The following is a 13,117-nucleotide window of genomic DNA, read 5'->3' as shown; positions in this document are numbered from 1 at the left end:
GGGGCGGCAGGCTTCGCGCCCGCCGCCCCCCACCGCCGGGCAGTGCTACTGCACGACCGTGATCCGGTCGGCCTTCGGCGGCGCGATCGGCGCGGAGGCCGAGGAGTTCGCCGCCAGGTAGGCGTTGAAGACGTCCAGGTCTGAGGCGCCCACCAGCTTGTTGGTGTGCTCCTTCAGGACGGAGAAGCCGTCACCGCCGCCCGCGAGGAACTCGTTCATCGCGACGCGGTAGGTCTTCGACGGGACGATCGCCTCGCCGTTCAGTTGCACCGAGTCCACGACGATCCGGTCGGCACCGGTCTTCGTCAGGTCCAGGGTGTACGTGAAGCCCTGCGAGACCTGGAGAATCTTCGGGGAGGCTTCGTTCGGACCGCTGACCTGCTGCTGGAGCGTGGTGATCAGCTGGGCGCCCGTCAGGTCGACGACGTTCATCATGTTGGTGAACGGCTGGACCGTGAAGGCCTCGCCGTACGTCACCACACCGTCGCCCTCGCTGCCCGACGCCTTGTACACGAGGTCCGAGCGGATACCGCCCGGGTTCATCAGGGCAAGCTGGGCGCCGCCCTTGTCCGCCGGGGCGAGGCCCGCGAGCTGCGCGTCCGCGATCAGGTCGCCGAGCGGCTTCTCCGGGGTGGTGGCGCCACGGCCGTTGATGTCCGCGGAGATGAATCCCTGCGGGCGGCTCGCGATCGGCGCGGCCAGCTTGTTCCAGCGCGTGATCAGGTCGGTCATGTCCTGGGCCTTGGCCTGGTCACGGCTGACCACGTGGTTCGCCGACTTCACGGACGTCCGCACGATGTCCTTGGTGCGGCGGTCGTAGGTGAGCGTCGTGTCCGTGTAGAGCTTGCCGTACGAGGACGCCGACGTGACCATGCGCGGCTTGCCGGACGGGTCCGGGATCGTGCACACGTACGCCTGGTGGGTGTGGCCGGTGACCAGCGCGTCGACCCGGGGCGTGATGTTCTTGGCGATGTCCGCGATCGGGCCGGAGATGCCGTCGCCCGCACCCGGCGAGTCGCAGTCGTAGTTGTACGACGTCGACGCCGGCGAGCCGCCCTCGTGGATGAGCGCGACGATCGACTTCACGCCCTTGCGGTCGAGCTCACGGGCGTACTTGTTGATCGTCTCGACCTCGTCGTGGAACGCCAGGCCCTTGATGCCGTTGGCGCTGACGATGTCCGGCGTGCCTTCCAGCGTCACGCCGATGAAGCCGATCTTGACGCCCTTCTTCTCCCAGACCGTGTACGGCTTGAGGATCGGCCTGCCCGTGGACTCCTTGGTGACGTTGGCCGCCAGGTAGGGGAAGTCCGCGCCCTCGAACTCCTTGCCGTCCTCGTAGCAACCGTCCGTCGGGTGGCAGCCGCCGTTCTGGAGGCGGGCCAGCTCGACCGCGCCCTCGTCGAACTCGTGGTTGCCCACGCCCGTCACGTCGAGGTCGAGCTTGTTGAGCGCCTCGACCGTCGGCTCGTCGTGGAAGAGACCGGACAGCAGCGGGCTCGCGCCCACCAGGTCACCGGCAGCGGCGGTGACGGAGTACGGGTTGCCCTGGCGCGCGGTGCGCAGCGACGTCGCCAGGTACTCGACGCCGCCGGCCGGGACGGACTTGACGGTGCCGTCGTGCTGGATCTCTGAGACGTTGCCGGCGGAGCCGGCCGGCGGCTCCAGGTTGCCGTGCAGGTCGTTGAAGGAGAGCAGCTGCACATCGACGGTGCGGCCGTGGTGCGGCCGGTGCGCGGTGCGCTCGCCGGAGGCGGCGCCGGCCGGCATGGCGGCGATGAGCGCGCCGACGGTCGCGAGACCGGCGGCGGCCGCGAGCACGCGGCGGTTCCGCTTGGCCGCGCGATGGTTGGGAGGTGTCGCTGACATCTGTCCCCTTGTCAGTCCAGCGTGGTGTGAGGGCGGGAGCTGTCCGGTGGGTCAGGGCCGGATAGCGGGCCCGGCCATGATCCGCCGGACAGCCCCCACGAGCGGCAGCCTAGAGTCAACGCGCGTAGCGCGACAGGGGGATGTGGGTTACGACCTGGTTGCCGTCTTTCGTCAACGGGCAATTACCGCACCATCACCCACATGACGGACGTATCACCGCACAAGCGGCGGCCACTTCGAACCCCCGGCCCTTCGCGCCGCTGCCCGGGGCCCCCTCCGCCGTACCCTCGAAGCATGACGATCGACGCAGTGATTCCGGAGCCCGGCCGGCAGATCCAGTCCCTCGACGAGCTCACCTCCGAGCAGGCGGAGGCCGTGCTGGGCGTACTCGCAGAGGCTGCGCGGAACGACGGGATGCAGGCCGTCTCCGAGCAGGGCCGGCTGCAGCTGCGCGGCGGGCGGCGGGAAGGCGTACGCCACTTCCTGCTCACCGTCGGCGACCAGCTCATCGGCTACGCCCAGCTGGAGGACACCGACCCGGTCGAGGCCCCGGCGGCCGAACTCGTCGTCCACCCCGGCCACCGGGGCCGCGGGCACGGGCGGGCGCTGGGCACCACACTTCTGGACGCCTCCGGCCGGCGGCTGCGCATGTGGGCGCACGGCGGGAAGTCGGCGGCCCGGCATCTGGCCCAGGTGCTCGGCCTCACCCTCTTCCGCGAACTGCGGCAGCTCCGGCTCCCCTTGGACCTGCGGGACATCCCCGAGCCGGCCTACCCGGCAGGGGTCACCGTGCGGACCTTCCGGCCCGGCGAGGACGACGCCGCGTGGCTCGCCGTGAACGCCGCCGCCTTCGCCCACCACCCGAGCAGGGTTCACTGACCCGACGGGACCTCGACGACCGCAAGGCCGAGCCGTGGTTCGACCCGAAGGGCTTCTTCCTGGCCGAGCGGGACGGCGAGATCATCGGCTTCCACTGGACGAAGATCCACGCCGAGGAGCAGCTCGGCGAGGTGTACGTGGTCGGCATCCGCCCCGACGCCCAGGGCGGCGGCCTCGGCAAGGCCCTGACCGCCACCGGCCTGCGCCACCTCGCCGCGCAGGGCATGCCGACCGCGATGCTCTACGTCGACGCGGACAACCCCGGGGCGCTGCGCGTGTACGAGCAGCTCGGCTTCGCCACGCACGAGGTCGACCTGATGTACCGCACCGAGTCCTGACGGGCAGCTCACAGCGGCCTCCGGGCAGCATGCGAGCGGACGAGGGGGCGGTGTCCGTTGACACCGCCCCCTTCTTGCATCACCCTTTCACTACTCAACTAGTGAAAGGGTGATGCAGCGACATGGTCGAGTTCCGGATCGACCGGCGCAGCGGGGTCGCCACGTACCTCCAGATCGTCCAGCAGACCAGACAGGCCCTGCGGCTCGGGCTGCTGGAGCCCGGCGACCGGCTGCCGACGGCCCGCGAGGTCGTCGAGGCCACCGCGATCAACCCGAACACCGTGCTCAAGGCGTACCGCGAGCTGGAGCGCGAAGGGCTCGTCGAGGCCCGCCGGGGGCTCGGCACGTTCATCACCCGCACTCTCGGCGGCCATGCCGCCGACACCCCGCTGCGGGCCGAACTCGCCGACTGGGTCGACCGGGCGCGCGACGCCGGGCTCGAGCAGGACGACATCACCGCGCTGTTCACCTCCGTGCTGGAGGAGCGCACACACCACAAGGGGGACGGCGCATGACGGCGACCGCGATCGAGGCGACGGGCCTCGGCCTGGCCTACGGGAAGCGGGGCCACCGGGCCCTGCACGACTGCTCGTTCCGGATACCGACCGGCCGCGTCTGCGCTCTCGCCGGCCCCAACGGCGCCGGCAAGTCCACACTGCTCGCCCTCGCGGCCGGTCTGCTCCGGCCGACCGACGGGGCGCTGCGCGTCCTCGGCGGCACACCCGCCGACGTACGCGCACGACGTGCGTACGTCGCCCAGGACAAGCCGCTCTACCCGCAGTTGACGGTCGGCGAGACGCTGCGGATGGGCCAGGAGCTCAACCCCGGCCGGTGGGACGCGACCGTCGCGGAACGGATCGTCGAGGAGGGCGGCGGTCTCGATCCCCGCGCCCGGATCCGCAGCCTCTCCGGCGGCCAGCGCACCCGCGTCGCCCTCGCCCTCGCGCTCGGCAAGCGCCCCGAACTGATGCTGCTGGACGAGCCGATGGCCGACCTCGACCCCCTGGCACGGCACCGGCTCATGGCCGCGCTGATGACGGAGGCCGCCGACCACGGCACCACCATCGTGATCTCCTCGCACATCCTGTCCGAGCTGGAGACCACCTGCGACTACGTGCTCCTCGTCGACGGCGGCCGGGTACGCCTCGCCGGCGAGACGGAGGACCTGATCGCCGCCCACACCCTGCTCACCGGGCCGGTCGCCGACCTGCCCGACCACACCGTCGTCGAATCACGCACGACGGGCCGTCAGCTGACCGCGCTGGTACGGGGGTCCAGCGCGGTCGGCGGCGGCTGGCAGGCCGCACAGCCGTCCCTGGAGGAACTGCTCATGGCGCATCTGCGCAGCCCCGGCGCCCCGGCGCTGCTCACCCCGAGCGCGGAGGTGTCGGTCGCATGAGCGCGCTCACCACGTCCCGCCCCCGGCTGCGGGGCATCACCTGGGTCGTCGTCCACCAGCACCGCCGCATCCTGACCACCGCGGCCGTACTGCTGGCCGTCGCGGCAGCGGTCACGGCCGGACTGCGGATCGCGTACGGGACGAGCTCGTACGACGACACCGGCGGCGGCCTCTTCACACGCTTCGCCTACCAGGGCGGGCTCGCCGCCGTCGCCGACTTCCTGACGAACGCCGCCCTGCTGCTGCCGCTGCTCGTCGCCGCCGTCGTGGCGGGACCGGTGATCGGCCGGGAGCTGGAAAGCGGCACCTACAAGCTGGCCTGGTCGCAGTCGGTGCCACCCGTCCGCTGGCTGGCCGCGAAGGTCGCGGTGCCCGCGGTGGCCGTCGCCGTCACCACCGTGGGCCTGACCGTTCTCTTCCGGATCCTGTCGGGCCCGGTCGCCTGGGACCACCGGCTCGGCTGGCACGAGCGGCAGGTGTTCCTCGTCCTCGGGCCGACCCTGCTCGCCTACGGCCTCCTCGCCGTCGCCGTCGGCGTCCTCGCCGGCCTGCTGGTGCGCCGCACCCTGGTCGCGATGTCCGTCGCGGGCCTTGTGACCGGGACCGTCATGATCCTCATGTCCGCGCTGTGGACACGGCTGTGGGCGCCCGACGTCGCCACAGGGCGCGACCCGGACTCGGTCCGGTTCTCGGCCGGCGATCTCGTCGTGGACAGCGGCCTGCTCACCGCGTCCGGGGAACGGCTCCCCGACAGCGTGTGCGTCACGCCGCGGCCCGCGTGCTTCACCGAGCACGACGTCGTCGGCAGATGGCAGGAGTACCATCCCGACGCGCACCTCTGGCCGCTCCAGCTCGTCGAGACCGGCATCGTCCTCGCCGTCGCCGCGGCCGTGGCGTACGCGGCCTTCCGGGTCTTCCGCCGCCGCCACGCCTGATCCGCCCGCGAGGCCACGGCCCCCGGGGGCGACCCCCGGGGGCCGTACTGCGCTTCCTCTCACGTCATGTCCTTGTTACCGGCCATTCAGACGCCCTTGCGACCCTCACCCAATGCAGCCCGCTGTGCCCGCCTCCCCCCACGCGAGAAAACGTCTCGCCCCGGCCCTCTCCGACGCGCCGTCGACGCCTCTCGCGCGGAACAATGGGCCCATGAGCCAGCAGCCCGCCGAGGTCCCGGTCCAGCACCCCCAGCCGTCCGTCGCTTCCATAGCCGCGCACCGGCCGCACACCGTCGCCGCCACGGTCTCCGATCTCGAGCCCGACCTCGACGCCGACCTCGACTCGTACCAGGAGGACCCGGAGTCGACGCTCGGCACGGAGCTGCCCCAGGGGCGGTTCCTCGACCGCGAGCGCAGCTGGCTCGCGTTCAACGAGCGGGTACTCGAGCTCGCGGAGGACCCGGCCACACCGCTGCTCGAACGCGCCAATTTCCTCGCGATCTTCGCGTCCAACCTGGACGAGTTCTTCATGGTCCGCGTCGCCGGCCTGAAGCGCCGGATCGCGACGGGCGTCGCCACGCGTTCGGCCTCCGGTCTCCAGCCGCGCGAGGTCCTCGACCTGATCTGGACCCGCTCGCGTGAACTCATGGCCCGGCACGCCGCCTGCTACCAGCAGGACGTCGCCCCCGCCCTGGCCGACGAGGGCATCCACCTGATCCGCTGGCCCGACCTGACGGAGAAGGAGCAGGCACGCCTCTTCACGCTCTTCCGGCAGCAGATCTTCCCGGTCCTGACCCCGCTGGCCGTGGACCCCGCGCACCCCTTCCCGTACATCTCCGGCCTCTCCCTCAACCTCGCCGTCGTGGTGCGCAACCCCGTCAGCGGGCACCGCCACTTCGCCCGGGTCAAGGTCCCGCCGCTGCTGTCCCGCTTCCTCGAGGCCTCGCCCCAGCGGTACGTGCCTCTGGAGGACGTCATCGCGGCGCACCTCGAAGAGCTGTTCCCGGGGATGGAGGTCCTCGCCCACCACATGTTCCGGGTCACCCGGAACGAGGACCTGGAGGTCGAGGAGGACGACGCGGAGAACCTCCTCCAGGCGCTGGAGAAGGAACTCATGCGGCGCCGCTTCGGCCCGCCGGTGCGCCTCGAGGTCGAGGAGTCGATCGACCCGTACGTGCTCGACCTGCTGGTGCGCGAGCTGAAGGTGTCCGACGCCGAGGTGTACCCGCTGCCCGGGCCGCTGGACCTCACCGGACTCTTCGGCATCTCGGCGCTTGACCGGCCGGAACTGAAGTTCCCCAAGTTCGTCGCGGGCACCCACCGGGACCTCGCGGAGGTCGAGTCGGCGTCCGCGCCCGACATCTTCATGGCGCTGCGCGAACGGGACGTGCTCCTGCACCACCCGTACGACTCCTTCTCGACGTCCGTCCAGGCGTTCCTGGAGCAGGCCGCGGGCGACCCGGACGTCCTCGCGATCAAGCAGACGCTGTACCGCACGTCCGGCGACTCCCCGATAGTGGACGCACTGATCGACGCCGCGGAGTCCGGCAAGCAGGTCCTGGTCCTCGTCGAGATCAAGGCCCGCTTCGACGAGCAGGCCAACATCAAGTGGGCGCGCAAGCTCGAGGAGTCGGGCTGCCACGTCGTCTACGGGCTCGTCGGGCTGAAGACCCACTGCAAGCTGTCGCTCGTGGTCCGGCAGGAGGGCGAGACGCTGCGGCGCTACTCGCACGTCGGCACCGGCAACTACCACCCGAAGACCGCCCGGCTCTACGAGGACCTGGGGCTGCTGACCGCCGACCCGCAGGTCGGCGCGGACCTCTCCGACCTGTTCAACCGGCTGTCCGGCTACTCGCGCCGCGAGACGTACCGCAGGCTGCTGGTCGCACCGAAGTCGCTGCGCGACGGCCTGATCTCCCGGATCAACAAGGAGATCGTGCACCAGCGAGCGGGGCGGCCCGCCTACGTCCGCATCAAGGTCAACTCGATGGTGGACGAAGCCATCATCGACGCCTGCTACCGGGCGGCGATGGCGGGCGTGCCGGTGGACATCTGGGTGCGCGGCATCTGCGCGATACGCCCCGGCGTGACCGGGCTCTCGGAGAACATCCGGGTCCGCTCGATCCTCGGCCGCTTCCTGGAGCACTCCCGGGTCTTCGCCTTCGGCAACGGCGGCGAGCCCGAAGTGTGGTTCGGCAGCGCCGACATGATGCACAGGAACCTCGATCGCCGGATCGAGGCGCTGGTACGGGTCACCGAACCGGCCCACCGCGCGGCCCTCACCAGGCTCTTCGAGACCGGCATGTCCGACACCACGGCCTCCTGGCACCTCGGCCCGGACGGCGCGTGGACCCGGCATGCGACGGACTCCGAAGGCCAGCCGCTGCGGCACGTACAGGAGATGCTCATAGACGCCCGGAGGCGCCGGCGTGCACAGCCCTGAACCTTCCCGGCGGAACACCGTCCTCGCGGGCACGGCGGGCGAGGCGGTGGCCCACTACCTCCATGCCCAGGCCGGCGACTTCCTGCGCAGTCTGCGCCGGCACGGCGAGAGCGGCGCGGAGACGGCGGCGGTCGCGGACGCGGCCCGCTCGCTGCGGGCCGCGTCCCGCCGCATCAGCGGGACGCTCCACACGTTCCGCCCGCTGCTCGACCCGCCCTGGGCGGACGGCCTGCGCACGGAGTTGGCGTGGCTGTCCACGACCCTGGCCCAGGAGCACGCGTGCACCTCACGCCTGTCCCGCTTGCTGGACGCCCTGTCCCGCCTTTCGGGCACGGCCCCGTTGCCGCCGGCCCGCGGCGAGAGCCTGCCGCTGTACGGCTCCACGGCGCACAACGGTTCGCTCGGGGGCGAGTCCGGTCCCCACCCCCCGGCCGAAGCCCCGGCTGCTGCGCACCTCCCGACGGGCCCCGCCGACTCCGGCGACGCGGACGGCCACGCCGTGCGTGACGGGGCACCGGGCGCCCTCGCCGCCGGCACGGCTGACACGGCACCGGCCGCGCTCGCGGACAGCGCCGGCACGGACCACGGGACGCCTGCGGCCGGCGAACGTCCGGCCTCCCGCGGCGTCCGCGCCACGGTGACCACAGCGGCGGCGGACCGCGCCGGACGTACGGCCGGCTCCCCCTCCGGCAACGGCGCGCTCGCCGTAGGGGCCGCCCGCGCCGCGGCGCTGCTGGAGCGGCAACTCACCCTCGCGCGGACCCGCGCCCACTCCGGCGCACTCCAGGCACTCGGCTCCTCCCGCTTCCACGCGGTCGCCGACGCCGTCGCTCTACTGGCCTCCGAGCTCCCTCTCGGCCCCGCGGCCGCCGGTCCGGCAGCCGAGACCCTGGCGCTGCGCGCGGAGGCCGCCGAGCGACGGCTGCTGGCGGCGGTCGCCGAACTGCCGCTGCGCAGGGCGGCCCACCCGTACAACGCGGAGGCGCTGTTCAGCGGCCTCGCCGCGGCTCCCGCCGGTGAGGCGCAGGACGCCCCCTGGCACGACGTCCGCAGACTGCTGCGGCTGCACCGCTACGCGCAGGAGGTGCTGCACCCCGGCACCGACCCCGTCCTGTGTCACGCGGGCATCCTGCTCGACCGGCACCGCGACGCGGCGGAAGCGGCAGCCGCAGCGGCCACGGCCGCCCGCACCCCGCGCATCGCCCCGGCCACCGCGTACGCCCTCGGCGTGCTCCACGCCGACCAGCGGCACGAGGTCGAGGCGGCCAGGTTCGCCTTCCAGCAGGAATGGCGGCACGCCACTACGGCGGTCACGGCGCCATGAACGGCGGGGCCACCGTGCTCGCCGCGGGGTGCGTGCTCTGGCGCCGCGCCCCGCGCCGGGACGGCGGCATCGAGATCTGCCTGGTGCACCGCCCCAAGTACGACGACTGGTCGCACCCGAAGGGCAAGCTCAAGCCCGGCGAGGACACCCTCGCCGCCGCCCTGCGCGAGGTGCTGGAGGAGACCGGCCACCGCTGCGTCCCCGGCGCCCGACTCCCCACCGTCCGATACCTCACGGGCGGCCGGTCCAAGCAGGTCTTCTACTGGGCCGCCGAGGCGACCAGCGGTTCCTTCGCCGCCGGCGACGAGGTCGACGCCATCGTGTGGCTGCCGCCCTCCGCGGCGCGGACCCGGCTCACCCAGCCCCGCGACCGCGAACTGGTCGACGCACTCCTCGAAGCGCTTCACACAACGTGACCACCCGGGGGCGCCCCGTATGCATCGGAACCGCGAACGAGTGGACATTCGAACGGGCACCGGGTCGCCGGGCACGGTTCACCTTGCGTTCACTCTCGCCAGTCGGCCGCTTCATCTCATCTGCCTAATTTCGGCCTCAGACGGTGACCGGCACGGTGCCGGTCCCCCACCCCGACGCACGCCGCCACGGACGGCGGCAACTGGAAGGAACACCAGAAAGTGAAGCTTCAGCGCAAGAACGGGCTTCGCGCCACCGCGCTCGGCGCCCTCGCGATCTCCGGCGCCCTGGTCCTCACGGCGTGTGGCTCGGACGACAACACGGCCACCGGCTCCGACGGCGGCGACAAGACCAACGCCGCGTCGAACATCAAGTGCGACGAGGCCAAGGGCCAGATCCTCGCGGCCGGCTCGAGCGCGCAGAAGAACGCCATGGACCTGTGGGTGAAGAACTTCCAGGCCGCCTGTTCCGGCGTCGAGGTCAACTACCAGCCCATCGGCTCCGGTGGCGGTATCACCAAGTTCACCCAGGGCCAGGTCGCCTTCGCCGGCTCCGACTCCGCGCTGAAGCCGGAAGAGGTCGAGGAGTCGAAGAAGATCTGCAAGGGCGGCCAGGGGATCAACCTCCCGATGGTCGGCGGCCCCGTCGCGATCGGCTACAACCTGGAGGGCGTGGACGACCTCGTCCTCGACTCCGCGACCATCGCGAAGATCTTCGACTCGAAGATCACCAAGTGGAACGACCCGGCCATCGCGAAGCTCAACCCCGACGCGAAGCTGCCGAGCTCCTCCATCCAGGCCTTCCACCGCTCCGACGAGTCGGGCACCACGCAGAACCTGCACAAGTACCTCAGCGAGGCCGCCCCGGCCGACTGGAAGCACGACCCCAAGTCGAAGTCGTGGCTGGCCCCCGGCGGCCAGGCCGCCAACGGTTCCTCGGGTGTCGCCGCCCAGGTGAAGCAGACGCAGGGCTCGATCGGCTACTTCGAGCTGTCGTACGCGACCTCGCAGTCGATCTCCACCGTCAAGCTGGACACCGGTGCCGCCGCCCCGGTCGAGGCGACGAGCGAGAACGCCTCCAAGGCCATCGCCGCCGCCAAGGTCAAGGGCACCGGCAAGGACCTGGCCCTGTCCCTCGACTACAAGACCAAGGCCGAGGGCGCCTACCCGATCATCCTCGTGACGTACGAGATCGCCTGCGACAAGGGCAACAAGGCGGAGACCCTGCCGACCCTGAAGGCGTTCCTCAACTACACCGCGAGCGACGAGGGCCAGAAGGTCCTCACGGATGCCGGCTACGCGCCGCTGCCCGCCGAGATCGCGGCCAAGGTCCGCGAGATCGTCCCCACCCTGTCCTGATGTCCGGCCGGGGCCGGTCCGCCTGAGACGGACCGGCCCCGGCATCCGGTGCACCGCCGCCTGGAGCCTGCCGGCTCCGCAGACCGGAGACCCCGATGGATACAGCAACCACCGCATCAGCCCCACCGCCCCGTGCCCCGCAGCAAACGGGCACCACCCGCGGCAAGCCCCGACCCGGCGACCGCATATTCCTGGGCCTGTCCCGGGGAGCAGGCATTTCGCTCCTGGTCATCATGGCCGCGATCGCGGGATTCCTCGCGTACCGCGCGGGCATCGCCATCTCGAAGGACGACGCCAACTTCCTGACCACGTCCGAGTGGAACCCGGCCGGTGACCCGCCGGTCTTCGGCATCGCCGTACTCGCCTTCGGCACCGTCGTCAGCTCGGTCATCGCGATGGTCATCGCCGTGCCGGTCGCCATCGGCATCGCACTGTTCATCTCGCACTACGCGCCGCGGAAGATCGCCACGCCGCTCGCGTACGTCGTCGACCTGCTCGCAGCCGTTCCCAGCATCATCTACGGCCTCTGGGGCGCCATCTTCCTGGTCCCCTACCTCGACGGCCTGAACAGTTGGCTCAACGAGTACCTCGGCTGGACGTACATCTTCGAGAAGACCGGCGAAGGCGTCGCCCGCAACCTGTTCACCGTGGGCATCCTGCTCGCGATCATGATCCTGCCGATCATCACCAACGTCACCCGCGAGGTCTTCCTCCAGGTGCCGAAGATGCACGAAGAGGCCGCCCTGGCGCTCGGCGCCACCCGCTGGGAGGTCATCCGGATGTCGGTGCTGCCCTTCGGCCGCTCCGGCATCATCAGCGCCTCCATGCTGGGCCTCGGCCGTGCCCTCGGCGAGACGATGGCCGTCGCCGTCGTCCTGTCGCCGAGCTTCATCATCTCCGGGCACCTGCTCGACCCGGGCGGCGGCACCTTCGCCCAGAACATCGCCGCGAAGTTCAACGAGGCGGACGAATTCGGCCGCGACGCCCTGATCGCCTCCGGCCTCGTCCTGTTCGTGATCACCCTGCTGGTCAACGGAGCGGCCCGCGCGATCATCGCCCGCCGCAAGGAGTACTCGGGGGCCAACGCATGAGCCAGCTCGTCCAGGACAAGCGTCCGGTTGCCACCGTACGCAGCGGTCCGCTCTCCCACGCCCGCCTCCCGCGCTGGGCCCCGGCAGCCATCGCGGCGGGCTCCATCGCCGCAGGCTGCGGCATCGGCCTGGCGGCCGGCTGGCAGAGCCGCGTCCAGTGGGGCATGATCGCCGCCCTCGTCTTCGTCCTCGCCACCTACGTGATCACCACGAAGGTGGAGAACTCCCGCCAGGCCAAGGACCGCGTCGCCACCAGCCTCGTCTGGGTGTGCTTCGTACTCGCCGTCGTGCCGCTGTTCTCGCTGGCCTGGGTCACGATCACCAAGGGCATGGAGGTGGTCGACGGCTACTTCCTCGGCCACTCCATGAACGGCGTCCTCGACGCCGAGCCCGGCGGCGGCATCTACCACGCACTGCTCGGCACGATCGAGCAGGTTCTCATCGCCGCGGTCATCGCCGCCCCGATCGGCCTGCTCACCGCCATCTACCTCGTCGAGTACGGGCGCGGGAAGCTGGCCAAGGCCGTCACCTTCTTCGTCGACGTCATGACCGGCATCCCCTCCATCGTCGCGGGCCTGTTCGTCCTCGCCACCTGGAACCTGATGCTCGGCTTCGGCCCCTCCGGCTTCGCCGGCGGTCTCGCGCTCGCCATCCTGATGATGCCGGTGGTCGTCCGCTCCACCGAGGAAATGCTGAAGCTGGTCCCGAACGAGCTGCGCGAAGCCTCACTCGCCCTGGGCGTACCGAAGTGGCGGACCATCCTGAAGGTGGTCCTGCCCACCGCGATCGGTGGCATCACCACCGGCGTGATGCTCGCCGTCGCGCGTGTCACCGGTGAGACCGCTCCGGTACTGCTCCTCGTTTTCGGCACGAAGCTGATCAACCCGAACCCCTTCGAAGGCGCCCAGTCCTCCCTGCCGCTGTACGTGTACGAGCAGTACTCCGTCGGCACCGACGCCTCGTTCGCGCGCGCCTGGGGCGCCGCCCTGGTTCTGATCGCCTTCGTCATGATCCTCAACCTGGTGGCCCGCGGCATCGCCCGCTGGAAGGCCCCGAAGACCGGAAAGTAG

The 13,117-nt window shown here is 71.2% G+C and carries 10 protein-coding genes and 1 pseudogene; 10 read left to right on the top strand and 1 reads right to left on the bottom strand.

The window, feature by feature from the left end:
- Positions 1-45: 45 nt before the first annotated feature.
- Complete coding sequence (locus GLX30_RS19035; protein ID WP_159690320.1) at positions 46-1,866, bottom strand: bifunctional metallophosphatase/5'-nucleotidase; 1,821 nt, start codon at positions 1,864-1,866, stop codon at positions 46-48.
- A 294-nt stretch (positions 1,867-2,160) separates the two neighbouring features.
- Between GLX30_RS19035 and mshD the strand changes: the two are divergent.
- From mshD to pstA, 10 genes and pseudogenes are all read left to right on the top strand, one after another.
- A pseudogene (mshD, locus tag GLX30_RS19030) lies at positions 2,161-3,083 on the top strand (mycothiol synthase).
- Between the two features lie 122 nt (positions 3,084-3,205).
- Positions 3,206-3,598, top strand: coding sequence for a GntR family transcriptional regulator (locus GLX30_RS19025; protein ID WP_159690318.1), 393 nt, complete (start codon positions 3,206-3,208; stop codon positions 3,596-3,598).
- Positions 3,595-4,482: an ABC transporter ATP-binding protein gene (locus GLX30_RS19020; RefSeq protein WP_159690315.1), complete on the top strand. Its 888-nt coding sequence runs from the start codon at positions 3,595-3,597 to the stop codon at positions 4,480-4,482. Before GLX30_RS19025 ends, GLX30_RS19020 begins: the two co-directional genes overlap by 4 nt.
- Positions 4,479-5,417, top strand: a complete 939-nt coding sequence (locus GLX30_RS19015) for an ABC transporter permease (RefSeq protein WP_159690313.1) — start codon at positions 4,479-4,481, stop codon at positions 5,415-5,417. The genes GLX30_RS19020 and GLX30_RS19015 overlap by 4 nt, the downstream gene beginning before the upstream one ends.
- Before the next feature lie 211 nt (positions 5,418-5,628).
- Positions 5,629-7,860: an RNA degradosome polyphosphate kinase gene (locus tag GLX30_RS19010; protein WP_159690310.1), complete on the top strand. Its 2,232-nt coding sequence runs from the start codon at positions 5,629-5,631 to the stop codon at positions 7,858-7,860.
- Positions 7,847-9,184, top strand: a complete 1,338-nt coding sequence (locus GLX30_RS19005) for a CHAD domain-containing protein (RefSeq protein WP_208545442.1) — start codon at positions 7,847-7,849, stop codon at positions 9,182-9,184. The genes GLX30_RS19010 and GLX30_RS19005 overlap by 14 nt, the downstream gene beginning before the upstream one ends.
- Positions 9,181-9,600: an NUDIX hydrolase gene (locus tag GLX30_RS19000; RefSeq protein WP_159695119.1), complete on the top strand. Its 420-nt coding sequence runs from the start codon at positions 9,181-9,183 to the stop codon at positions 9,598-9,600. Before GLX30_RS19005 ends, GLX30_RS19000 begins: the two co-directional genes overlap by 4 nt.
- A gap of 219 nt (positions 9,601-9,819) precedes the next feature.
- Positions 9,820-10,956, top strand: coding sequence for a phosphate ABC transporter substrate-binding protein PstS (gene pstS, locus GLX30_RS18995; protein WP_159690308.1), 1,137 nt, complete (start codon positions 9,820-9,822; stop codon positions 10,954-10,956).
- Between the two features lie 95 nt (positions 10,957-11,051).
- Positions 11,052-12,047: a phosphate ABC transporter permease subunit PstC gene (gene pstC / locus GLX30_RS18990; protein WP_159690306.1), complete on the top strand. Its 996-nt coding sequence runs from the start codon at positions 11,052-11,054 to the stop codon at positions 12,045-12,047.
- Complete coding sequence (gene pstA, locus GLX30_RS18985) at positions 12,044-13,117, top strand: phosphate ABC transporter permease PstA (protein WP_159690304.1); 1,074 nt, start codon at positions 12,044-12,046, stop codon at positions 13,115-13,117. Before pstC ends, pstA begins: the two co-directional genes overlap by 4 nt.

Source organism: Streptomyces sp. Tu 2975 (assembly GCF_009832925.1).
Classification (GTDB): domain Bacteria; phylum Actinomycetota; class Actinomycetes; order Streptomycetales; family Streptomycetaceae; genus Streptomyces.
This window is presented reverse-complemented; position numbering and strand designations above follow the sequence as displayed.